The organism is Enterococcus canis NBRC 100695, from assembly GCF_001544375.1.
GTDB classification, from domain to species: domain Bacteria; phylum Bacillota; class Bacilli; order Lactobacillales; family Enterococcaceae; genus Enterococcus_H; species Enterococcus_H canis.
In genome coordinates this window covers 205913-229097 of record NZ_BCQJ01000001.1, presented here as the reverse complement: position 1 = coordinate 229097, position 23185 = coordinate 205913, and the positions used below count along the sequence as shown (strand labels likewise).

The window sequence follows — 23185 nt, the reverse complement described above, 5'->3', positions numbered from 1 at the left end:
GCACTAGTTTTCTGTTATCATGCATGGTATAGTAATTACTTGCATAAAAAGCGATAAAGCTAGAGTTTCACACGCTTTTCCAGTATAATTGATGGGAATAGAAGTAAGGAGGACGAACAATGTCCATGTTTTTAGATCAAGTAACGATTGACGTAAAGGCCGGCAAAGGCGGCGACGGAATGGTTGCTTTTCGTAGAGAAAAATATGTTCCAGACGGAGGGCCTGCCGGCGGTGACGGCGGTAAAGGCGGTAGCGTCGTTTTAATGGTTGATGAAGGGTTACGCACTTTGATGGATTTTCGTTATAATCGACATTTCAAAGCGCAGCCAGGCGAAAATGGCATGAGTAAAGGGATGCACGGCCGTGGTTCAGAAGATACAATCGTCAAAGTACCACAAGGGACAACAGTTCGAGACGCCGAAACAGGCGCTCTACTAGGCGATTTGATTGAGAATGGTCAAACGTTGGTGGTTGCTAATGGTGGTCGCGGTGGTCGCGGAAATATCCGTTTTGCTTCGCCACGAAATCCAGCACCAGAAATCGCTGAAAATGGCGAGCCTGGGCAAGAACGTAAAATTGAATTAGAGTTAAAAGTTTTGGCGGATGTCGGCTTAGTTGGTTTTCCATCTGTAGGGAAATCCACCATCCTTTCCGTTATTTCTAAAGCCCGTCCCAAAATCGGTGCTTATCATTTTACTACACTAGTTCCCAACTTGGGTATGGTAACCACCAGTGATGGCCGCAGTTTTGTTGCGGCAGATTTGCCAGGACTGATTGAAGGGGCTTCTCAAGGCATTGGCTTAGGAACACAATTCTTGCGCCATATCGAACGAACTCGTGTCATTCTGCACGTAATTGATATGAGTGGCATGGAAGGTCGCGATCCCTATGAGGATTATTTGGCAATCAATAAAGAGTTGGCTTCCCATAACTTACGTCTGTTAGAACGTCCACAAATCATTGTTGCCAACAAGATGGATATACCTGAGGCGGAAGAAAATCTGAAGAACTTCAAAGCAGCTTTAGCCAAAGAACACGGCGATGATGAATTTAAGGAAGGTATTCCAATCTTCCCAATTTCTGGGGTGACCCGCAAAGGGATCGAACCCTTGCTGAATACCACAGCTGACCTATTGGAAGTGACACCAGAATTTCCACTTTATGAAGATGAAGTGGTGGAAGATACTGTTCACTACGGCTTCCAAAGTGCGGAACCCGAATTTGAAATTTCTCGGGACGCAGATGCTACTTGGGTAATCTCAGGTGAACATATCGAACGTCTCTTCCAGATGACTAACTTTGACCATGATGAAAGCGTGATGCGCTTTGCCCGTCAATTACGCGGTCTTGGCGTTGACGAAAGTTTACGACAACGTGGTGCCAAGGATGGCGACCTCGTTCGAATCGACAGTTTTGTCTTTGAATTTGTTGACTAACAAGATAAACATGAACCCGCTGTTCTTTAATAAGAATGGCGGGTTTTTAGATGTTATCTTTTCCTATTTACCGTGAGACTTGTTACAATGAGGAAAAGAGGAGGAGATTCCATGCCAAAACGAGTGATTATTTTGGATTTCGAAGTATCCAGTCAAGCCTATCAAGCCTTTTCTGAAATTAAACGGCTACAGGTTGCTGGACAAATCAAGGGTGAACAGATGGCTGTCGTGACTCACGAAGATAATGGCAGTCACAAATTTAAGATTGAGGACTTTCTAGATTTCACTGGTAGCAACAAATCTTCAACCGGTGGTTTGATTGGTATGCTGATTGGCGTATTAGCTGGACCATTGGGAATGCTGCTTGGCTGGTTTGCCGGTGGGATGATTGGGGCCAGTCGTGATGCCAAAGAAATCCGCGATGCCCAAACGGTCTTTGAATTTGTAACCAATAAAATTGGTGAAGGAGACACTGGTCTGATTCTGATTGCGGAAGAAGATGACAATCGACCATTAAACCAATTAGTCATGCAAGAATTAGGCGGAGAAATTACTCGCTTAGACTATGAAGAAGTTGAAACGGATGTTAAAGCCGCACAAGACGTGGAAGCAAACGCTAAAAAGACTGTGACCAAGGACTGGCAAGACAAACATCCACAGCCTGAAGTTAAACCAGATGATGCAAATACAGAGGAAAAATAGAAAACGAACGCTTGAAATTTCTTCAAGCGTTCTTCTTTTTGAGAAAACTTGCTCTTTCGTTTGCTTTCAACGGTTTTTTCACCTAAAATTAGGAAGAAGAAAACAGAAAGTCAGGTAGGATATGGAATTACAATTTTTAGGGACTGGCGCAGGCGTCCCCGCCAAACACCGCAATGTTAGCAGTGTGGCGTTAAAGCTATTAGATGAACGAAATGCCGTATGGCTTTTTGATTGTGGAGAAGGTACGCAACAACAGATTTTGCATACTTCGATTCGCCCACGTAAAATAGAAAAAATCTTTATTACACATTTACACGGCGATCATATTTTTGGATTGCCCGGATTACTAAGCAGTCGTTCTTTCCAAGATGGCACAACACCGGTGGCGATTTATGGGCCAAAAGGTGTCGAGACGTTTGTAAAAACAGCCATGCGTATTTCAGGAACACGTCTCGGCTATCCGATTCAATATGTAGAAGTACCGGAAAACGGTGGTGTAATTTTTAAAGACGAACAGTTTACAGTGGAAACACTTCCTCTGGCGCATGGTATCGCCAGCTTTGGCTACCGAATCATTGAAGCGGACCATGAAGGGGAATTACAAGCGGAAAAATTGAAATCCTTAGGGGTCAAGCCAGGTCCCATTTATGGAAAAATTAAGCGTGGGGAACAAGTTACTTTGCCCGACGGTACCGTTATTAACGGTAAAGATTTCGTTGGTGCAAAACGCCGCGGCCGCATTGTGACGATTTTAGGTGATACTCGGAAAACACCGAATAGTATTAAATTAGGGCTCAATGCAGATGTAATCGTCCACGAAAGTACCTATCGTAAAGATGAAGCCCAGATGGCCCATGCACGGTTCCACTCAACAAGTAAGCAGGCGGCTGAAGTCGCGGCCGATGCCAATGCCAAGCAGTTGGTTTTGACCCACATTAGTTCTCGTTACCTTGCCAAAGAAGCCCAGGAGCTTGAAAAGGAAGCCCGCGCTCACTTTGAGGCAACAACATTAGCTAAAGATTTTGATGTTATCGAAATTCCATTTCATGAGGAGGAAGAAAAATGAAGATTTTTCAAGAGTTGACCGATAAAATCGTAGTAATCACGGGCGGTTCTTCTGGTTTAGGTGAACAGATTGCCTATGAAGCTGCCGCAAAAGGCGCAATTGTCGTGGTTTGTGCCCGTCGCATCCAATTGATTGGGAAAGTAAAGCAACGTTGTATGGAAATCAGTGGGAAAGAAGCGTATGCCTTTCAGCTGAATGTGGCGGAACCTGATGATATTGAAGAAGTATCTCAAAAAATCTTAACAGAAGTCGGCGTGCCAGATGTTTTAGTCAACTGTGCAGGGTTTGGCTCATTTGAAGACTTTTTATCTGTAGACATGGCAGCGGCTTATCGGATGTTTGAAGTCAATGTCTTAGGAATGATGGTTCTGACGCAAAAAATGGCGATTGAAATGGCTGAAAAGGGTGCGGGCCATATTATTAATGTAGCCTCAATGGCGGGCAAAATGGCAACCGCAAAATCCACCCTCTATTCAGCTACTAAATTTGCTGTGTTAGGCTTTTCCAACGCCTTGCGTCTCGAATTAAAACCACTGAATATCGGCGTGACAACTGTCAATCCCGGCCCAATCCGGACAGAATTCTTTGATCAAGCGGATCCAAGTGGCGATTATTTGTCTTCCGTTGACTGGGTTGTATTAGATCCAGAAAAACTGGCACGTCAAATCGTGAAAAAAATGGGGACTACGACACGGGAAATCAACAAACCAGAATTGTTGGAGGTAGCAGCTCGCTTCTATACACTGTTTCCTCATATTGGTGATTTTTTAGCCGGTTCATTATTTAATAAAAAATAAGGAGAGGAAATTGTGTGAAAAATCAATGGCGTGTGATTGTTGGGTTTATTTTGGTTATTGTGGTTGTGCTATTTGCTATTTTTAATAATCAGCAAGTTCCTGTCAGCTTTGGGTTCACGGAGATACAGGGTCCGCTGATTCTGATTATTATTGGTTCAGCGCTGATTGGCGCTTTGATCGCTATCTTGACGGCCTCCACTAGTCTATTTAGACAAAAAAAGACCATCAAAGAGCAAGAAAAGGAAATTGCCTCATTTAAAACAGCAAATGAAGCAAAAATCCACGAAGAAGTACAAAAGGTGCAAAGAGAGTACGAAAACCGAATTGCCGAGATACGGGCAACCTACGAAGCCCAATTAGCGGACAAAGAGAATGCGCTGAATCAGCTGACGATGCGGAAACGCAACAATGAACAGCTAGGCGATACACAACCGCTAGATTATTATGACTAACGCAGGGAAGGGAAAATCAAAAGATTTTCCCTTCTTCTTTAGTTTTGGGAAACTCTTTGCTATAATTTCTTGGTTAGGAGTGAGCATGTGAAACTTGCAAAGTATCATTGGCTATTTAATGAAGAACCAGTTTTGCCAGAGGATTATCTTCAGGCAACGGCTGAATTTAACGTGGATCCATTAGCCGCAAAGATTTTGTGGAACAGAGGGATTCAAGAGCCAGAAGCAATTAGAAAATTTTTTCAACCACAGGTAGAGGATTTATATGATCCTTTTTTAATGCATGATATGACTAGAGCGGTTGAGCGTCTGCAACAAGCTGTTGCAGAAGGCCAACGAATCTTGATTTATGGGGACTACGATGCAGATGGGATAACCAGTACAACTGTCATGAAAGAGACCTTAGAATTGATTGGTGCCGAGGTCGAGTATTTTCTGCCTAATCGCTTTTTACAGGGGTATGGACCCAACTTAGCGGTTTATAAAGAAAAAATTGCCGAAGGTGTCCAACTAATTGTAACCGTAGATAATGGTGTTGCCGGTCATGAGGCCATCGCCTATGCCCAGTCACAAGGGGTAGACGTTATCGTCACTGACCATCATGAATTACCGCCAACACTGCCAGAGGCCTTCGCAATCGTTCACCCGCGACATCCAGAGGGAAACTATCCTTTTGGTGATTTGGCCGGTGTGGGGGTCGCTTTTAAAGTTGCGACAGCTTTGTTAGAAGAAGTACCCCAAGAATTTTTTGATTTAGTGGCAATTGGAACAGTCGCAGATTTAGTTTCTTTGACAGACGAAAATCGTATTTTAGTCCAATTTGGCTTGCAGGCAATGCGCATGACCGAACGACTGGGACTAGAGGCGTTGCTGCGCGCTGCAGATATCAAGAAATCTTCATTGTCAGAAGAAAGTATTGGCTTTGGTATCGGTCCGCGCCTAAACGCTTTAGGTCGCCTTGGCGAGGCGGGGCCAGGTGTGGCACTACTAAGTTCATTTGACGAAGAAGAAATCGCCACAATTATTACTTTTATTGAGCAGCAGAACGAGGCCCGCAAAGACCTGGTACAGACGGTCACTGCTGAAGCTATGGCTCAAGCGCTCACTATGACTGACCCAATCTTAGTGTTAGCACAAGAAAATTGGCACGAAGGCATTCTAGGTATTGTCGCGGGAAAAGTCTTGCAACAAACTGGTAAACCAACAATTGTGTTATCCGTTGATCCAGAAAAAGGCACGGCCAAAGGTTCTGGTCGAAGTGTTGCAGCGTTTAATCTTTTTGATGCCTTGAATAGTCGTCGAGAACTCTTTTTGCATTTTGGCGGGCATCATATGGCTGCTGGCATGACGCTCCCCATTGAGAAAGTGGCAGAATTACGCCAGTTTTTAAGTGAGTATGTCTACCAGGAAGAAATCGACTTTACACAAGGACAAGAATTAGTCATTGACGAACGACTACAAACAAGTGAAATTTCTATCCCGTTAATTGAGACAGTTCGTAAATTGGCACCTTTTGGCACAGACAATCAAACGCCGAATTTTCTTATTGATAACGTCGCGATTAAACAAGCAAAACAAATTGGCGGTGATCTCAGTCATTTGAAATTAGTGGTGGGGGATGAAAAACTGGATGCGATTGGTTTCTCTTTTCCTAACAGTGCCCAAGAATTTTCAAGTGATGCTGAGAATGCCCTCGTTGGTCAGCTCTCCATAAACGAATGGAATGGCAATCGTAAGCCGCAACTGATGCTGCAAGACTTTGCGGTTCGTGGCTTACAGCTTTTTGATTGGCGCGCAAAAAATGAGCGTCCCGCAAATCTTTTGATGGAGCGCACGGCTTATATCGTCTTTAATCAAGAACATCGACGCGCGGTACCTGAGAATGGTCAAATAGTAACCCCTGAGGAGCTGTCCGCTTTGTCGTGGTCAGATTTCCAACAATTTGTCTTTGTTGATTGTCCCAGTGATCCCACCCAATTGAAAGAAGTTGTACAGCAATCAAGCTTGGATCGCTTTTACTTGCTTTGTCTATCAGATGATGCGTACCTCAATGGTGTCGGTACCAGAGAGCAATATGCACGACTTTTCACCTTTATTAAGCAGCAGAAGCAATTGGATGTTCGTTATAAAACAGGGCAGATCGCTCAATTTTTAAAGATTCCCGAAAAACTACTGATTTTTATGATTCAGGTGTTTTTTGACTTGAAATTTGTTACAATAGAGGATGGCGTGCTTACTAGCATCGAAGCGCCTGCAAATCAGCCTCTGACCAACAGCGGCGTTTACCAAAAACGATTACAACAAATCAAATCAGAGGAGTTCTTACTGTACTCTGATATTCACACGTTACGAGCATGGCTTTTAACGAAGGAGGAAAATAACAAATGAATTTAGACTTAACTCAGTATATTGCCAGCATCCCTGATTATCCCGAAAAAGGAATCGTATTTCGCGATATCTCACCATTAATGGCTGACGGAGCGGCATATCGTCAAGCAACGCAGGAAATTGTCAATTATGCTAAAGAGAAACGCATCGACATGGTTGTTGGACCAGAAGCACGCGGCTTTATCGTGGGCTGTCCAGTGGCCTATGAATTAGGCGTCGGTTTTGCACCTGTCCGTAAAAAAGGGAAATTACCCCGCGAAGTAATTGAAGCGGAATACCAAAAAGAATATGGCGTCGATATTTTGACCATGCACAAAGATGCCATCCAACCAGGACAACGCGTCCTGATTTGTGATGACTTACTAGCAACCGGTGGTACGATTGCTGCAACCATCGAACTAGTAGAAAAATTAGGCGGTGTCGTTGTAGGCTGTGCCTTCTTGATTGAATTGATGGACCTACATGGCCGTGATAAGATTGAAGGCTATGATATCATTACGCTGATGGAATATTAATCAGATTAGAGCTATCTTGTAGAGGGACGCCCTTCTTCTATAAGATAGCTCTTTTTTTGTTTGATTTGTGATTTGTTGAACAATAAGGCGAAGTTTGCCGAATTAATCTGCAAAATTTGCCATTTTAATAAAAGGGCTTACAAGTTAAGATATTCTTGTAAGCGGGAGGTTCATTATGAGACAAGAAAGATTGATTCGTTACTTAAGTGAACACGAAATCGTGTCAGTTGATGAATTATTAAATGAATTTCATATCTCAGTTCGTACTCTAACCAATGATATCCGGTTTGCTAGTGAACTTGGAGAATCAAAAGGCTTTGCTATTAAACGAATACGAGGACGAGGCTATCGTTTAGAAGTGACTGAGGAAGATACTTTCGCAAGATTCATTCAAGAGATGGAGGTTGAAAACAGTACGAGTGATGATCCAGAGAAGCGTTTAAAAAATTTAGAGTTGACTTTATTGTTCCAAGAAGACTACATCACGCTCCAACAACTAGCAGATTTAATGGAAGTCAGTTTAACTACAATAAAACAAGACCTTAAAAAAACGAACGATTTCTTCACCGCTCAACAGTTAAAGTTACATAGTAAAGCACATTATGGCATCAAGGTAATCGGAAATGAACGAGAAAAACGCCAAACGATTATCGCCCTTTTAAAAAGCAATCTTGAGGTTCCCGTTTCAACCATGCAATACCAAACATTTGAAGCGAATTTCGATGAAGAGAAAATCCGTGCTTTCTTAACCGCTGCCATTGATCGTTATGATTTGAAAACCAATGATGTGGTTTTTGCCAATATTGTCCAACACCTAAAACTGTTGGCTTTCCGTATTGCTCAAAACAATTTAATTATCGAAACTGTTCCTGCAAATCTGGAACCCAGCTCTACAAAGTATCGTGAGTTTACGGAAGATATTAGCGAATTTTTAGCTGAGACCTATCAGATCCAGCTACCTGAAAGTGAAAAGGACTATTTATTAGAGCAATTACGAGGCAAGATTACCGTGTTAGATGATGAGGAAAGTAATCAACGGTTGCGGGCAGCTATCGCAGGGGCTCTAAACCAACTAGATGAAAAATATAAAACGCGCTTTAGTAAAGATCTGGAGTTGCAGAATGCATTATTGCTGCATGTCTCCCCATTACTTCAGCGATTGTATACAGGTCATCAACTGGATAATCCCCTAATTGAAGATATTTATACTCGTTACGCCAACGTGTTCAATTTAGCAATTGAATTTATTGCTTCATTGAATGCAGATTTAAATACCACTATTAGTAAAGATGAGATTGGCTATCTGGCCATCTACTTTACTGCCAGTCTAGAAAAACAATCAGCTCAAGAGCTGGAACAATATCGCAAAATTGCAGTGATTTGTGCGACTGGTGGCGGGGCCTCCTATCTCTTAAAGGTTACTTTGGAGCGGCTCTTCGCGAATGCTAACGTGGAAACATTTTCTGCCATGGAACTGGCGAAAATTGATCAAAGTTATGACCTAGTCATCTCTACAATTCCGTTAGAGAATCCACCTGCTAAGATTCCCATTGTTTACACCAAAGCGGTGTTAACTGATGTAGAAATCCGCAAGATTGAGCAGGACTTAAATCTATTACGAGAAAATAAACTTCAATCAGTGGATGTAAATCAACGACTGCTACAGCTTTTTCGACCAGAATGGTTTGGCATCACAGATAAAGATTATTTAACAACGTTGAAAGATACCGCAATTACCTTAGAAAACGAAGGAGCTGCCGAAAAAGGCTTTTCCGCAAGTGTTTTGGAACGTGAAGAAATGATCGACACCATTTATCGCAATGGCGTGGGTGGTCCCCATCCGATGGAGGCTATGGCGATCCACGAAGGTATTGACGTTCGGCTTTTTCGCCCTAACCAACAATATCAAGGTAAACCCGTCCGAATCTTCTTTTTGATTAACATTGCAAAGGGACACTTGACACTGCATAAAGAAATCAGTCACTTATTAATTCGCATGATGGAAGATCAAGAATTAGAACGACAACTGACAAAAATAACGAATTATCAAGAATTTATGATGTATGTGACACATCTATTAGAGAAAGGACCACGATGATGACTGAAAATGAAATGAATATTTTTAAAATAATCTCTGCCTCTGGCGATAGCCGTGGCGCTGCCTTTGAAGCTTTACGCGCTGCTAGAAAAGGCGACTTCGAGGCAGCTGAAAGCAAGCTGCAGGAGGCCAAGGAAAAAAGTATTGACGCCCATGATGTGCAAACAAAACTGATTACGGCCGAGATTAACGGTGAACAAACGGATTTAAGTCTTTTGATGGTACATGCTCAGGATCATTTAATGAATAGCTTACTAGCAAGAGATTTGATTGAAGAAATGATTGAAATGCTGAAGGAACAAAAAGGGTCAACCCTAAATATCAACTAATTGGAGGAAGCAAAAATGAAAACATTATTAGTATGTGCAGGTGGTTTTTCAACCACTATGATGATGGAAGCTATGAAGAAAGTGGTAAAAGAATCACAAAAATTGGCAGAGGAAGATTACCCAATGGAAGCCATTGGCGTAGACAAGTTAGACCGATATATCAACGATTATGACGTGATTTTAGTAGGGCCTCAATTAAGTCATAAATATGATTACATCAAAGGGGAAGCTGAGAAAGTCAATAAACCAACTGTGTTATTGACTTCGGACATTTATGGTTCAATGGACGGTGCGACCGTCATGAAACAAGCCCTAGTTGCTTATAGAAAACAACAATTAGCACAAGCCTAAGGAGGAGAAAAATGGAAAAGCAGAGTAGTTTTGAGAAATTAGAGAATTTTATTCGCAAAACATTGGTACCGGTTGCAAATAAGGTAGATAGCAATCCTTATTTAACGGCAATCAAAAAAGGGATGGTCGTGATGACTCCCGTACTATTGTTAGGTTCGATTGCGGCTATTTTTCCGTCAATCCCGGAATTTATTAAAACAGCAGCCGTTGCCAATTGGTTTGAAACATATGGGTATATCTTTGGAATTATTTCGAAAGTTTCGTTGGGATTAGTAGGGTTGTATGCAGTGTTAGCCATCTCTTATTTTCTAAGTGAAAGCTACAAGTTGTACACGGTTGGTTCAATGATGCTATCCGCCATTGCTTTTCTGATTGTCGCGATGGATGTGGACGAGAACGGAAATATTATTGCAAGTTATTTAGACTCTAAGGGCTTATTTACGGCTATCTTTGTTGCTATTATCACGGTAAAAATTTATCAATTCTTTACAAAGCATAAGCTTGTGATCAAAATGCCTGAGGGTGTGCCTGACTTTGTGTCTAGCTCCTTTGAACTGATTACGCCAACTGCTACGATTGGTGTATTGTTTATTGTCATCCGTACTTTAGTCGACAGCATGACTGGTGGCGTATTGTTGCCACAAGTGATTATGAATGTCTTAGCACCAGCAATTGGCAGCCTAGATTCTTTATGGGTTATTTACCCAATCCTATGTCTGCGTCTAGTTTTCTGGTTCTTCGGGATTCACTCAGCTGTTTTGTCACCAATTTTGTCACCAATCGCTGTGCAATACCTTTCAGAAAACATCGCTGCGCATGAGGCAGGCCAACCATTAACCCACGTAATCACAAATGGAACCTTATCAGCCTTTGCAAACTTTACTGGTTCTGGCGTTACGATTGGTTTAGTCTTAGCAATGCTAATCAGTAAATCAAAACGTTATAAAAAAGTTGGGGCCGTTGGATTACTGCCTTCACTATTTGGGATCAATGAGCCAGTATTGTTTGGGGTGCCGATTATCCTTAACCCAGTATTGATGATTCCGTTTATTTTTGGCGGAGCTTTCGTGGGAATGTTACCAATGATTGCAATGAAACTTGGTTTACTAAATTATCCAATTTTTGATCCGCCATATGTTCCGGTCTTTATGGAAGGCTTTTTAACCGGCTTTGACTGGCGTGCTATCATTATTCAAGTTATCCAAGTCGCACTTTCTTTTGTCCTTTACCTGCCATTCTTTAAAGTACTAGAAAAGCAAGAACTAGAACAAGAACAGAAAAATGTGGAAGCACATCATACCGTATTATCGGATGAAGATGCCGCTTTATTAGGCGATATTGATTTTTAAAAAAGGTAGGAGGTCGGGTGGCAACATCTGGCCTCTTTTTTTAGAGAAGAGGGAAAACATGCGTATTGAAATTTTACGACAAAAAATGAGGGAAGACGGCTTAGACCTGTTTCTAGTAACGGATAAAATCAATCGTCGCTACTTAAGTGGCTTTACTGGCTCCAATGGTTTATTAGCCATTACCCTCACCCGCACAGTTCTATTCATAGATGGACGCTATACAGTACAAGCCAACCAACAGACTAATAATGTTGAGATTATTACCGTTGCGGTGGGGCGTAGTCTCTGGAACGAATTACAGCAGTTCAATGAGGAAAAACATTGGGGTTATGAGGCTAGTACGATTAGTTTAAGTACCTATCAGCAAATGCAGCAAGCTGCGCAAGAAGTCCGGACAGAACTGATTGCTACTCGCAATTTGGTTGAAAGTATGCGAATGCTTAAAGAGGAAACTGAGATTGCGGCGATGCGTGTGGCAGCGGAACTAAGTGATGCAACCTTGCATCAAGTACTAGATTTGATTAAACCAGGAATGACCGAGCTAGCGTTAGCTAATGAGATTGATTACCTTAGTAAAAAACTTGGCAGTGAGGGACCAGCCTTTGAAACTATTGTGGCCTCTGGTGTGAGAACTGGCCAGCCTCACGCCCATGCCAGCCAAAAAGTCATTGAAGCCAATGAATTGATTATGATTGATTTTGGTTGCATCTATCAAGGTTACTATTCGGATATTACCCGTACATTTGCGCTAGGTAATGTGGCAGAAAAGATTGCGGCGACTTACCAGACTCTGCAAAAAATTCAAGCGGAGGCAATTGAAACGATTCGTTTAGACGAACCATTGTCCGCCATTGATCAGCGAGTTCGAAAACAGCTGGCTAAATCTGATTTGGACGCTTACTTTACGCATAACCTTGGGCACGGCATTGGGTTATCTTGTCATGAATATCCAACCGTTGGACCTGAAGAGACGCAAACCGTTCAAGAATCAATGGTATTTACTGTCGAGCCAGGAATCTACCTACCTGATTTTGGTATTCGGATCGAAGATGATGTGTTAATCAGTGAATCAGGCGAAATAGAGTGTCTTACAAAATTTCCGAAAGAGTGGTTAGTTATATGATTAATACAACAGATCTGTTGCTAGAGCTGAGTAATCTACATGGAATACCTGGTCAAGAAAGACAAGTCGCTAATTGCTTGCAAAACTACTTGCCGGATAGTCAAATTGATGCCTTTGGTAATCTATATCATGGGGATTTAGCTTCGACTAAACCAAAAGTGGCGATTTATAGTCATATGGATGAAGTTGGTTTCTTTGTCAAAACCATCGATTCAAATGGCTTTATTTATTTTGAACCTATTGGTGGCTGGTGGTCACATGTGATTTTGGGGCAACGAGTACAAATCAATTGTCGCCGCAATGGTCGAAGGATTACAGGGATTGTCGGAACCTTGCCCAAAGGAAGTGTTATGGGCCAAAACGTTGTCCCAATTTCTGAGATGTATATTGATCTAGGGGCAGAAAGTAGAGATGAAGTTTTAGAAGCCGGCGTTCAACCTGGTGATATGATTACGCCGATTTCTACAGCAGAAATTTCCTTTAACCAGAAAAAAGTTTTTGGGAAAGCGTTAGATAATCGCGTAGCCTGCACGATTATGACCCAAGTTTTATTGCAAGATAAAAGTGAAAAAATAGCAGTAATTGGTGTGGCCACAGCACAAGAAGAAGCCGGAACTCGCGGCTCAAAAGTGGCTGCCCAGAAAGTAGCAGCGGACGTAAATATTGTGATTGATGTCGCCAATGGGAAAGATACGCCAGCTGCTGCCAATCCACCTACTCGAATTTTAGGGCAAGGTCCCGGGTTGGTATTAGCGGATAAAACGGCGTTAGCACACCTTAATCTGCTTGATTTTGTGAAGGAACAAGCGGAAAAGGCTAATATTCCTTTCCAATTTGATCTTTTCGGTGGCGGAGGGACGGATGCTGGTTCGGTACAGTTAACGAATGGCAAACCTACGATGGTTATTAGTGTACCTGTACGTTACTGTCATTCATGGAATTCCGTGGTGGCAATTCGTGACGTAGAGGCCGCCATTCAGTTAGTCAAAACGGTTATCAGCGCATTAAATCAGGGAGAAGGTGACTTTTTTGGCAAATTTTAATGAAGTCTCTTCCCGTTTAGGTACGTTTTCGACCCAGTGGGATTTTGTGCAAGATCGTTTTGGAGAAAAAGATTTATTGCCATTTTCCATTTCAGATATGGATTTCCCCATACCCGCTGGTACAGCGCAAGTCTTGAAAGAGGCAGTTGATAAGGGATATTTTGGTTATACACGCTGGAATCATATGCCGTTTAAAAGTAGTATTACTCATTGGTTCCAAAGTCAATTTATGACGGCGGTACCAGAAGAGGCCGTTCTTTATAGCCCTAGTGTCATTTATAGTCTATCCGTCTGTTTACAATTACTGAGCCAACCGCAGGATAAAGTAGTGACCTTTACACCTTGTTATGATGCTTTTTTCCACTGCATCAAACAAAATCAGCGTGAATTGATTACTTTTGATTTAACAAATGAGGCCGGAAACTTCACAATCGATTTTGAGCGGTTGGCTCAGGTTTTTCAACTGCAAGCACCTCGTATTTTCTTGCTCTGCAATCCCCATAATCCTACCGGCCGTGTTTTTACCGAACAAGAATTGTTAAAGTTGATTGCCCTTTGTAACGAGTACAAAGTCGCGCTTATTAGTGATGAGATTCATATGGATGTTCGTAGACCAGGATTTATGCATTTACCTATTCTAAAATACAAAGATTATTGTGAGACAGACCTAGTCCTACTTTCGTCACCGTCGAAAACCTTCAATACCCCCGGCTTGGGCGGTTCTTATCTAATCGTAGAAGCTGAAGCATTACGCCAACAATTTTTAGAGGTGTTAAAAGGACGTGATGGACTTTCCTCGGTTCCTTATTTAAGTTTACTTGCAACAATGGATTGCTATCGAAATCAGAGCCAATGGGTAGCCGAACTGAATCAAACCGTCGATGACAACTTTAGCTATTTAAAGACTGAGTTGCAAAAGGATCCACGTATCCAATTTACAATCCCAGAAGCCACTTACTTAGCTTGGATTGATGTCTCCCAGCTGCCAAGTACTATGGATGTCCTGCAAAACAAACTTATTCACGAAGAAAAAGTTGCTATTATGCGAGGGGATACCTATGGTGAGGCTGGGCAAGGATTTTTACGGCTGAACTTAGGCGCTCCTTTAAGCAAAATTAAAGCAGGTACAGCGAAACTGTTACGGGTAGCTAGTAGCTTGTAAAGAAAAAAGTCATTCATATCATCTTTTCAGACAATATGAATGACTTTTTTTACCGTTATCCCACATCGTGGTAACGATAATCATTTTGTTCTCTTTTTACTTTTGTGTAGTCATAGCGGCGCTCATCCCATAAGAACATCCAAATTAGCAACAGTGGTGCAATCAACAACAAGGCAGTCTGCCAACCTAAAGTGCCTAAAAAAATACCAATGAACAAAACAACAAAGAGCGCTCCAGCGCGACGAATGCTTTTCATTTATCTCACCTCAGTTAATTTATCGAACATGTGTTTGTATTTATATTATACGAATATACGTTCGGTTTGTAAAGTGAAATTTGAAAATTTTTGCGTATATATTTTTTCAGCTTGTAAAGTGACGAAAAAAGGCGAATAAAAAGCTCAAACAATTGTTTGAGCTAGCTGATATGATTGCGATACAAACCAACAACTTTTCCTAAAATAGCTACATTGGCAAGAATGATGGGATCCATTGTGTCATTTTCGGGCTGAAGGCGAATATGATCTTTTTCTTTGAAGAATCGTTTACAGGTAGCTTCGTCCTCATCCGTCATGGCAATGACGATTTCACCGTTTGAAGCAGCCGCCTGTTTGCGAACAATGACCTGGTCACCATCAAGGATGCCAGCGTTAATCATACTTTCACCACGAATGGTTAACATAAACAGACTATTTTCTTCAAATTTCAGACTTGGTGGTACTGGGAAAAAGTCTGAAGCTTCTTCTACGGCTAGAATTGGTTCACCGGCTGTGACTGTTCCAAGTACTGGAATAGCAGAGGGCTGAATCCCAATTTTTTTTCGTCCTTCATTGGTTAATTCTAAGGCGCGTGGTTTAGTGGAATCGCGGGTGATCAATCCTTCAGTCTCTAATTTCGAGAGATGACCATGGACCGTAGAGGTTGAGGAAAGGTTCACCGCCGTTCCAATTTCACGTACAGTCGGAGGAAATCCTCTGGCTTCTACTTGCTCATGGATATATTTTAAAATCTCGAGTCTCCGGTCATCTGATTTTTTAGACACGAGGAACACCTTCTTTCCTATCTTTTTTTATAGTGTAGCACATTACTAGTTATCTATCAAACGTTTGTTCGTATTTTGTGAGGTTGTTTTTTCCGAGAAGTTCCGCTAAGATAAAGGAGAAACTGGGGGTGACGAAGTGTTATCTGAAGAAAAAATGAAACGGATCAATGAATTAGCGAAAAAAGCGAAGGCAGAAGGTCTTTCTGAACAGGAAAAAAGAGAGCAAAAAAACCTACGAGAAGAATATTTGGCGACTTTCCGGCAAGGAATGCGTCACCATATTGAGTCTATGAAAGTAGTCGATCCTGATGGAAATGATGTCACGCCGGAAAAATTGAAAAAGATCCAAAAAGAAAAAGGAATTCATGACCGGAAGTAATTAATTGCAAGAAAGCGTTGCAATTTTGAATTAAACGAGCTAAAATGAATTAAGGTAAAAAAAACCTAAATTAGGAGGCTGATTCACTTGTTCGATACGATCGATCAACTAGGTGTGAATACCATTCGCACACTAAGCATGGACATGATTCAAAAAGCAAATTCTGGTCACCCAGGGTTACCAATGGGAGCGGCACCAATGGCATACGCTCTTTGGACGAAATATTTGAAAGTAAACCCTAAAACATCTACTAAATGGGCTGACCGCGACCGTTTCGTATTATCCGCCGGCCACGGTTCTGCATTACTGTATAGCTTATTACATCTATCTGGTTACCAAGTAACAATCGATGATTTGAAACAATTCCGTCAATGGGGTAGTAAAACACCTGGACATCCAGAAGTTCATCATACCGATGGTGTTGAAGTAACAACTGGACCACTTGGTCAAGGTGTTGCTATGGCAGTGGGGATGGCAATGGCTGAAACTCATTTAGCTGCTACTTATAATAAAGAAAACTTCAATGTAGTTGACCATTATACTTACGCAATTTGCGGCGACGGCGACTTAATGGAAGGCGTTTCGCAAGAAGCAAGTTCGATGGCTGGTCACATGAAATTAGGAAAACTAATCGTTTTATACGATTCAAACGACATTTCCTTAGATGGACCAACTTCAAAAGCTTTTACCGAAAATGTTGGGGCTCGTTTTGAAGCATACGGTTGGCAACATATCTTAGTAAAAGATGGCAATGATGTTGAAGCTATTGCAAAAGCAATTGAAGCGGCACAAGCTGAAACGGATAAACCAACTTTGATTGAAGTGAAAACAGTGATTGGCTTTGGTGCACCAAATGAAGGTACCAGCAAAGTCCACGGGGCACCTCTAGGAGCTGAAGGAATCAAAGTAGCCAAAGAAGTTTATGGTTGGGATTACCCTGAGTTTACCGTGCCAGAAGAAGTGGCACAACGTTTCCATGAGCGTATGATCGAAGACGGTGAAAAAGCTGAAAAAGCTTGGAACGATATGTTTGCAAATTACCGTAACGCATATCCTGAATTAGCTGCTCAATTTGTGCGGGCCTTTAATAATGAATTGCCTGAAAACTGGGACGCTGAATTACCTACTTATGAAGTAGGGTCAAGTGCAGCAAGCCGTGTTACAAGTAAAGATACTATTCAAGCACTATCCAAAGCTTTACCAGAGTTCTGGGGTGGTTCTGCTGACTTATCTGCTTCTAACAATACAATGGTAGCCGTAGAAAAAGACTTTGAACCTGGTCAATACGAAGGCCGCAATATTTGGTTTGGTGTACGTGAATTTGCTATGGCCGCTGCTATGAATGGGATTGAAATTCATGGTGGTACCCGCGTATACGGCGGAACTTTCTTCGTCTTCACTGACTACTTGCGTCCAGCGTTACGTCTGTCTGCTATCCAGAAAGCACCTGTTACCTTTGTGTTGACACATGATTCTGTTGCTGTTGGGGAAGATGGTCCAACTCACGAACCAATTGAACAATTGGCAAGCGTTCGTTGCATGCCTAATGTGCGAGTAATCCGTCCAGCTGACGGGAATGAAGTGGTAGCTGCTTGGAAACTAGCAATTGAGTCAACAGATAAACCAACTGTTTTAGTTTTAAGTCGTCAAAATCTACCGGTTATCGAAGGAACTAAAGAGCACGCAACTGAAAATGTTGCCAAAGGTGGTTATGTCATCTCACCAGCTAAGGGAGATACACCTGAAGGTATTTTGATTGCGACTGGTTCGGAAGTAGGTTTAGCGGTAGAAGCGCAAAAAGCGTTAGCGGAACAAGGTAAGGACGTTTCCGTCGTTTCATTACCAAGCTTTGACCTATTTGATGCACAAAGTGCCGAATACAAAGAAAGCGTTCTGCCAACAGCTGTAACAAAACGTGTTGGTATCGAAGCGGCTTCAAGCTTCGGCTGGGCGAAATATGTAGGAGACAAAGGAACAACGATCACCATTGATCACTTTGGCGCTTCTGCACCTGGCGATAAAGTATTAGCTGAATTTGGCTTTACAACTGAAAATGTTGTGAATGTCTTCAACACATTAGCATAATCGAAAAACTCTCTTGAAATTTGTACCGACTCCCAAAGTTAGACCAAAAATCTGACTTTCAAGGGTCGGTATTTTTATAACAAAAAAGTCGTCGAGTTTTGATTCTCGACGACTTTTTTGAAGATATTTTAATGAATATCACCAATGAGTTTTCGAATTGGCTTACGACCTAAGTATAGTAGTATACCGGCTACAACTGCGACGGTTCCCACGATACCATAGTAAGCACCTTCTGTACTTGGCGTATAGAAGCGCGCGATTTGTGCATTGATCGCTTGAGAAGAAGCATCCGCTAATAGCCAGATTGCCAAAGTTTGTGCTTCAAATGCTTTAGGAGCTAGTTTCGTTGTAACAGATAAACCAACGGGGGAAAGGCACATTTCACCAGCAATCATAATCAAGAAGCTAAAGACCAACCATAAAGGAGAAACGGGCTTATCGGTGCCCCAAAGTAAACTTGGGAACATCAAAAGCACAAAGGAAAGACCGGCAAGGACTAGTCCAATCGAGAATTTCACTTCAGTTCGAGGTTGTTTTTTACCTAATTTTGCCCATAACCAAACGAAAACCGGAGTCAAAATTACGACAAATACAGGATTTAATGTTTGATACAAGCTGGCAGGAATATTAATGCCAAAAAGTGTCCGCTGGGTACGTTCATCAGCAAATAACGCCAGAATCGAAGAACCTTGTTCCTCTAGTGACCAGAAAACAATAGCAGATAGAAATAGTGGAATATAAGCTAAGACTTTTTTCTTTTCTTCACCAGTCACATCTTTTGACCGCAGCATAGCAGTAAAGTAGTAAACAGGTAGTAAGATACCTAGCACACTAATAAAGTTGATAAAGAAATCAACAGACATATGGCCTGTTACAGCGGCTGTTCCAAAAATAACTGCTACTATAACTAGCGCAATGACAAAACGACGGAAAAATTTTGTACGTTCCTCACCAACAAGAGGATTGGTGACAACTTCACCGACACCTTTTAAATTTTTCTTGCCTTCAATATAGTATTGCAGCAAGCCGAAGAACATCCCAAAGGCTGCAATAGAGAAGCCTAGGTGATAATTAACTTCTTGACCTAGTGGGCCAACGATAAGTGGCGCCAGCAAGGCACCAATGTTGATTCCCATGTAGAAGATAGAGAAACCGGCGTCTCTTCTTAGGTCGTCAGGCGCATATAAGTGCCCCACCATCCCAGAAACGTTTGATTTCAACATACCTGTTCCGATAACGATCAATACCATAGATAGAAACAACGCCCCAAGGCCAAATGGTGTAGCCAAAACGATATGACCGAACATAATCAGGACGCCGCCGTAGAACACTGTTTTTCTTGAACCTAACAGGCGGTCAGAAATCCAGCCGCCGACAATACTAGACATAAAAACAAGTGAGCCGTAAATAGACATAATGGCAACTGCGGTGGGTTTATCTAAACCTAGACCACCGTTTGTAACGGCATCGTACATATAATAAAGTAAAATTGCCCGCATCCCATAGTAACTAAATCGTTCCCACATTTCGGTAAAGAACAGAGTAGATAGTCCTTTGGGCTGCCCTAAAAAAGTTTTTTCACGTTGCATTTGCAACACTCCCTCAACTAATACTGAAAAATTTCAGAAAATTCATAATGGATAGTTTATTCCTGAAATTGAAAAAATGCAAGGGTAAGTGTCTATCTTTCAGTGTTTATTCATTTTATCGTTTATTTTTTTACGGAAAAACAATTGTTTTCTCATATATAACGAAAATTGACTGCAAATCAACTGATAAAAATGAATGTTTATTAATTTCCTTTTGTAACGATTGCTAAGAGAAAAGTGAGGAGAACATAATAAATAAAAAATAAAGATTGGGGAAAATAAAAGAGAGCTTAGGAAAATACCTAAGCTCTCTTAACGACTTATCATTATATACTAGCGCCGCCGCCGCCGGAAGATCCACCGCCTCCGGAGAAACCACCACCGCCGCCGCCAAAGCCGCCGCCTCCACCGAAGCCACCAGAGCTGCCGCCACCACCCCAATAGAATGGGCCGCCAAAGCCGCCGCGACCACCACCACGTGGACCGCCACGACCGCCTCCGGTCAAGCTGGAAAGGACGAAAAGTCCTACTACTAAAAAGACAATAAGTAAACCACCAAAATCGCCACCATCATCAGAATCAGAATCCTCTGTGAGTTGATCAATTTGTTCTTGGTCTAGCGCATTTTGATCGGCAGGAAAATCATAGCGTTGATCGATCAAGGTCGTGACGCCATTGAACACATAGCGTAGTCCTTGATTGATACGCGCGGCATCCGTCGATTTTAAGTCGTCCTTAGCCTGTTGTAGCAAATTTCCAGCAATACTGTCAGTAATCGTATCCTCAAGGCCATAGCCTACTTCAATACGGACGTTACGATCACCATCATTTAGTGCATAGAGAATCAAAATCCCGTTGTCTTGATCACGATTCCCAATCTGCCATTTTTCGAACAGGTCGGGTGCATAGCTGTCGATACTGTCACCGTCTGTTGAATCAATTACTGCTACTACGACTTGGGGCGCTTCAGAAGTACTTTTATAGACCAGATTTTTTTGTTGAATCAACTCTTTTGTTTGTGTATCCATTACATTCAGTTGATCCAAATAAAAGCTAGTGGGTGCTTCTGGCAGCGATTCTGCCTGCGCAGTAAAGGGTAAGAAACAAACAGCGGCGAACAGCAGCGAGAACCATAAAAGAAATTTTCTCACGAGAATTAGTTACTAGAGTCGGTGCCGAAGTCAACAGTTGGTGCTTGATCGGCGCCTTCCTGTGCTTCAAAGTATGGCTTCTTACCTAAGCCCATCATATTGGCAAAGATATTTTTAGGGAAGGTCACAACTTGTTGATTGTAGGTTTGAACTGCGTCATTATACCGTTTCCGTTCGACGGAAATACGATTTTCAGTTCCTTCCAATTGCGTCATCAGTGTTTGAACATTTTCATTTGATTTAAGGTCTGGGTAATTTTCATTGATTACATTAATCAACGTCCCAACAGATTGATCCAATTGTTGTGCTGCTTCAACTTGTTCTTCTGAGCTGCCGGCTTTTCCGTATGCTTCACGTGCTTTGGCAATATCGCCAAATACCTTTTGTTCTTGATTCATACTTCCTTTAACGGAGTTCACCAAGTTAGGAATTAAGTCAGCACGACGTTGATAAACATTTTCTACTTGGCTCCAAGCAGACTCGACAGTCTGTTCCTGTTTGGCTAATCCATTATATTGGGTGACACCGAAGATGCCTAGTAACACAACGATCGCTAAGACGACGAGACCGATGTTTAACTTTCCACGTTGTTTCATTTAAACAACCTCCTTTATGGTTTAAATTGTAACATAGCTGTAATATAAAAATCTCATTCTAAAGACTGATTTTCGTGGATTTCTCGCTGATTTTCGCTTAATGAGCCTTTTTCAGATTTTTACAATTAGATGAAAACGAGTGAGAATAATTGTCTTTCTTCTTCTCAATCGATAGAATAGGACTATACGAGGAGGAATCGAGATGAGAGAAACGAGAAGTGCCCGTCATCAGAAGAAGGCAAAAAGTAAAGGGGTATGGGCTGCGCCGGCAGTGGGATTATTGGCGCTACCTTTTGCGATGCCTTTGACTTCACAAGCGACGGAATTAGGGACAGTAGAAACGACTAACCAAGCAGCTTTTATTCAACAAATAGCGCCCTACGCAATGGAAGTAGCACAGGCTAATGACTTGTATCCTTCTGTCATGATTGCTCAAGCGCTTTTAGAGACTGGTTATGGTTCTTCTGCTTTATCACAAGCTCCTTATTATAATCTATTTGGTGTAAAGGGCTATGACGGACAGAATGTTGTCTATTTGCCTACCTCTGAATATTTGAATGGCGAATGGGTCATCATGAATGAACCTTTCCGTCAATATTCGTCTTATTATGAATCATTCCAAGACCAAGCAAATGTCTTGTTAAGTACGATGTGGGGTGCAAACCATCATTATCAAGGTGTTTGGCGGAGCAATACAAGCAGCTATATGGATGCGACTGCTTGGCTGACAGGTCGCTATGCTACTGATCCAGGGTACGGCAGCAAGCTTAATTCCTTGATTGCATCTTATAATCTGACACAATACGATGGCGGTTATTCGGCACCAGTTGAAGAGACTGCAGCGGCAGAAGTTTATCAAGATGAAGCAACGACTGAAGCTGCTGATACTACAGTTGTCGAAACTGGTACAAGCGAGGTTGCGACAGTTGGTGGAACACATACTGTTGTTAGCGGCGATACACTGTGGGATATTGCGACAAATAATGGTTTGACTGTTGACCAGCTAAAAGCACTGAATGGTTTAACAGAGGATACGATCTATGTGGGAGAAATTTTAGCTTTAGGCTAAACCGGTAAGTCGTTTTCCAAAAATTATCTTATATCCTTCAAAAGACACCTAAATGGTGTCTTTTTTAGTTTTATGTTTTAGTATTTTAGATAAATTTATTCAAAAAACATAAAAAGCGAGAACTTGTATTTAAATCATAATAACAGTTATTTTATAACTTTTGTCATTATTCGGAATAAATATTTTTAGTTTTGGTGAATAGAGGACAAAGTATTGATTTTAGCAACTATTTCAATTGAAATGTGTGAAAATTTAGCAATTATCATAAAAAAGTCAACAACAAAAATAAAAAATATCAGTTATTTATAAGGTATAGTGTAAGCGTATTCAATAAGAGGAGGAGAAAGAATGAAGAAAAGCAAATTTTTGTATGTCTCTTTAGCTTCATTGACACTTGCACCGTACGTATCCGGGGTTGGATTAGCGGCCAATAGTTTAACAGCTCATGCGGAAGAAAAAACAGA

Annotated in this window: 22 protein-coding genes; 17 read left to right on the top strand and 5 right to left on the bottom strand. The window is 41.7% G+C overall.

The genetic code is table 11. The features are described from left to right. Positions 1-119 precede the first annotated feature (119 nt). From obgE to ECA01S_RS01100, 14 genes are all read left to right on the top strand, one after another. Positions 120-1436, top strand: a complete 1317-nt coding sequence (gene obgE / locus ECA01S_RS01165) for a GTPase ObgE (protein WP_067389830.1) — start codon at positions 120-122, stop codon at positions 1434-1436. Between the two features lie 111 nt (positions 1437-1547). After that, complete coding sequence (locus ECA01S_RS01160; RefSeq protein ID WP_067389827.1) at positions 1548-2138, top strand: hypothetical protein; 591 nt, start codon at positions 1548-1550, stop codon at positions 2136-2138. Between the two features lie 121 nt (positions 2139-2259). Then, a complete protein-coding gene (gene rnz, locus ECA01S_RS01155; RefSeq protein WP_067389825.1) occupies positions 2260-3204 on the top strand; it encodes a ribonuclease Z in 945 nt (314 codons plus the stop codon). After that, positions 3201-4001 carry an SDR family NAD(P)-dependent oxidoreductase gene (locus ECA01S_RS01150; protein ID WP_067389822.1) on the top strand — a complete coding sequence of 267 codons (801 nt, stop codon included), beginning with the start codon at positions 3201-3203 and terminating at the stop codon, positions 3999-4001. The genes rnz and ECA01S_RS01150 overlap by 4 nt, the downstream gene beginning before the upstream one ends. A gap of 14 nt (positions 4002-4015) precedes the next feature. Then, positions 4016-4453 carry a LapA family protein gene (locus tag ECA01S_RS01145; RefSeq protein ID WP_071858922.1) on the top strand — a complete coding sequence of 146 codons (438 nt, stop codon included), beginning with the start codon at positions 4016-4018 and terminating at the stop codon, positions 4451-4453. A gap of 87 nt (positions 4454-4540) precedes the next feature. Next, a complete protein-coding gene (gene recJ / locus ECA01S_RS01140) occupies positions 4541-6841 on the top strand; it encodes a single-stranded-DNA-specific exonuclease RecJ (RefSeq protein ID WP_067389819.1) in 2301 nt (766 codons plus the stop codon). Next, positions 6838-7356 carry an adenine phosphoribosyltransferase gene (locus ECA01S_RS01135; RefSeq protein ID WP_067389816.1) on the top strand — a complete coding sequence of 173 codons (519 nt, stop codon included), beginning with the start codon at positions 6838-6840 and terminating at the stop codon, positions 7354-7356. Before recJ ends, ECA01S_RS01135 begins: the two co-directional genes overlap by 4 nt. Before the next feature lie 175 nt (positions 7357-7531). Beyond that, entirely contained in the window at positions 7532-9454 is a 1923-nt protein-coding gene (locus ECA01S_RS01130; RefSeq protein WP_067389814.1) for a BglG family transcription antiterminator, read from the top strand. Then, entirely contained in the window at positions 9454-9783 is a 330-nt protein-coding gene (locus ECA01S_RS01125; RefSeq protein ID WP_067391066.1) for a PTS lactose/cellobiose transporter subunit IIA, read from the top strand. The genes ECA01S_RS01130 and ECA01S_RS01125 overlap by 1 nt, the downstream gene beginning before the upstream one ends. A gap of 15 nt (positions 9784-9798) precedes the next feature. Next, positions 9799-10134 (top strand): PTS sugar transporter subunit IIB, encoded by a 336-nt coding sequence (locus ECA01S_RS01120; RefSeq protein ID WP_067389811.1) that lies wholly within the window; start codon positions 9799-9801, stop codon positions 10132-10134. A gap of 11 nt (positions 10135-10145) precedes the next feature. Continuing rightward, positions 10146-11483, top strand: coding sequence for a PTS sugar transporter subunit IIC (locus tag ECA01S_RS01115; protein ID WP_067389808.1), 1338 nt, complete (start codon positions 10146-10148; stop codon positions 11481-11483). 58 nt (positions 11484-11541) lie between these two features. Beyond that, positions 11542-12606: a M24 family metallopeptidase gene (locus ECA01S_RS01110; RefSeq protein ID WP_067389805.1), complete on the top strand. Its 1065-nt coding sequence runs from the start codon at positions 11542-11544 to the stop codon at positions 12604-12606. Then, entirely contained in the window at positions 12603-13649 is a 1047-nt protein-coding gene (locus ECA01S_RS01105) for a M42 family metallopeptidase (protein WP_067389802.1), read from the top strand. Before ECA01S_RS01110 ends, ECA01S_RS01105 begins: the two co-directional genes overlap by 4 nt. Continuing rightward, complete coding sequence (locus ECA01S_RS01100) at positions 13627-14811, top strand: MalY/PatB family protein (protein WP_245631180.1); 1185 nt, start codon at positions 13627-13629, stop codon at positions 14809-14811. Before ECA01S_RS01105 ends, ECA01S_RS01100 begins: the two co-directional genes overlap by 23 nt. Positions 14812-14866: 55 nt before the next feature. Here the strand turns inward: ECA01S_RS01100 and ECA01S_RS01095 are convergent, their stop codons facing one another. Both ECA01S_RS01095 and lexA read right to left on the bottom strand, forming a co-directional pair. Then, positions 14867-15067 (bottom strand): hypothetical protein, encoded by a 201-nt coding sequence (locus tag ECA01S_RS01095; RefSeq protein WP_067389798.1) that lies wholly within the window; start codon positions 15065-15067, stop codon positions 14867-14869. Positions 15068-15228: 161 nt separating this feature from the next. Then, complete coding sequence (gene lexA / locus ECA01S_RS01090) at positions 15229-15852, bottom strand: transcriptional repressor LexA (protein ID WP_067389796.1); 624 nt, start codon at positions 15850-15852, stop codon at positions 15229-15231. A gap of 136 nt (positions 15853-15988) precedes the next feature. Here lexA and ECA01S_RS01085 point away from each other — a divergent pair, with 136 nt between their 5' ends. Next, the gene (locus ECA01S_RS01085) at positions 15989-16231 is read left to right on the top strand and encodes a DUF896 family protein (protein WP_067389793.1); all 243 of its coding nucleotides are present in this window, start codon (positions 15989-15991) and stop codon (positions 16229-16231) included. Between the two features lie 87 nt (positions 16232-16318). Further along, positions 16319-18316, top strand: coding sequence for a transketolase (gene tkt, locus ECA01S_RS01080; RefSeq protein WP_067389790.1), 1998 nt, complete (start codon positions 16319-16321; stop codon positions 18314-18316). A 128-nt stretch (positions 18317-18444) separates the two neighbouring features. Here the strand turns inward: tkt and ECA01S_RS01075 are convergent, their stop codons facing one another. The 3 genes from ECA01S_RS01075 to ECA01S_RS01065 all read right to left on the bottom strand — a co-directional run bounded on the left by ECA01S_RS01075 (position 18445) and on the right by ECA01S_RS01065 (position 21652). Further along, positions 18445-19905 (bottom strand): peptide MFS transporter, encoded by a 1461-nt coding sequence (locus ECA01S_RS01075; RefSeq protein ID WP_067389788.1) that lies wholly within the window; start codon positions 19903-19905, stop codon positions 18445-18447. Between the two features lie 326 nt (positions 19906-20231). After that, positions 20232-21056 carry a TPM domain-containing protein gene (locus tag ECA01S_RS14680; protein WP_067389785.1) on the bottom strand — a complete coding sequence of 275 codons (825 nt, stop codon included), beginning with the start codon at positions 21054-21056 and terminating at the stop codon, positions 20232-20234. A 5-nt stretch (positions 21057-21061) separates the two neighbouring features. Next, positions 21062-21652, bottom strand: coding sequence for a LemA family protein (locus ECA01S_RS01065; protein ID WP_067389782.1), 591 nt, complete (start codon positions 21650-21652; stop codon positions 21062-21064). A gap of 196 nt (positions 21653-21848) precedes the next feature. Between ECA01S_RS01065 and ECA01S_RS01060 the strand changes: the two genes are divergently transcribed. Further along, positions 21849-22721, top strand: a complete 873-nt coding sequence (locus ECA01S_RS01060; RefSeq protein ID WP_245631192.1) for a glucosaminidase domain-containing protein — start codon at positions 21849-21851, stop codon at positions 22719-22721. Positions 22722-23185 lie beyond the last annotated feature (464 nt).

What these genes read in the sequence shown, in the direction of transcription:
- obgE (WP_067389830.1), top strand. Translation starts at nt 120, where the DNA reads ATGTCCATGTTTTTAGATCAAGTAACGATTGACGTAAAGGCCGGCAAA.
- ECA01S_RS01160 (WP_067389827.1), top strand. Translation starts at nt 1,548, where the DNA reads ATGCCAAAACGAGTGATTATTTTGGATTTCGAAGTATCCAGTCAAGCC.
- rnz (WP_067389825.1), top strand. Translation starts at nt 2,260, where the DNA reads ATGGAATTACAATTTTTAGGGACTGGCGCAGGCGTCCCCGCCAAACAC.
- ECA01S_RS01150 (WP_067389822.1), top strand. Translation starts at nt 3,201, where the DNA reads ATGAAGATTTTTCAAGAGTTGACCGATAAAATCGTAGTAATCACGGGC.
- ECA01S_RS01135 (WP_067389816.1), top strand. Translation starts at nt 6,838, where the DNA reads ATGAATTTAGACTTAACTCAGTATATTGCCAGCATCCCTGATTATCCC.
- ECA01S_RS01130 (WP_067389814.1), top strand. Translation starts at nt 7,532, where the DNA reads ATGAGACAAGAAAGATTGATTCGTTACTTAAGTGAACACGAAATCGTG.
- ECA01S_RS01125 (WP_067391066.1), top strand. Translation starts at nt 9,454, where the DNA reads ATGACTGAAAATGAAATGAATATTTTTAAAATAATCTCTGCCTCTGGC.
- ECA01S_RS01120 (WP_067389811.1), top strand. Translation starts at nt 9,799, where the DNA reads ATGAAAACATTATTAGTATGTGCAGGTGGTTTTTCAACCACTATGATG.
- ECA01S_RS01115 (WP_067389808.1), top strand. Translation starts at nt 10,146, where the DNA reads ATGGAAAAGCAGAGTAGTTTTGAGAAATTAGAGAATTTTATTCGCAAA.
- ECA01S_RS01110 (WP_067389805.1), top strand. Translation starts at nt 11,542, where the DNA reads ATGCGTATTGAAATTTTACGACAAAAAATGAGGGAAGACGGCTTAGAC.
- ECA01S_RS01105 (WP_067389802.1), top strand. Translation starts at nt 12,603, where the DNA reads ATGATTAATACAACAGATCTGTTGCTAGAGCTGAGTAATCTACATGGA.
- ECA01S_RS01095 (WP_067389798.1), bottom strand. Translation starts at nt 15,067, where the DNA reads ATGAAAAGCATTCGTCGCGCTGGAGCGCTCTTTGTTGTTTTGTTCATT.
- ECA01S_RS01075 (WP_067389788.1), bottom strand. Translation starts at nt 19,905, where the DNA reads ATGCAACGTGAAAAAACTTTTTTAGGGCAGCCCAAAGGACTATCTACT.
- ECA01S_RS01065 (WP_067389782.1), bottom strand. Translation starts at nt 21,652, where the DNA reads ATGAAACAACGTGGAAAGTTAAACATCGGTCTCGTCGTCTTAGCGATC.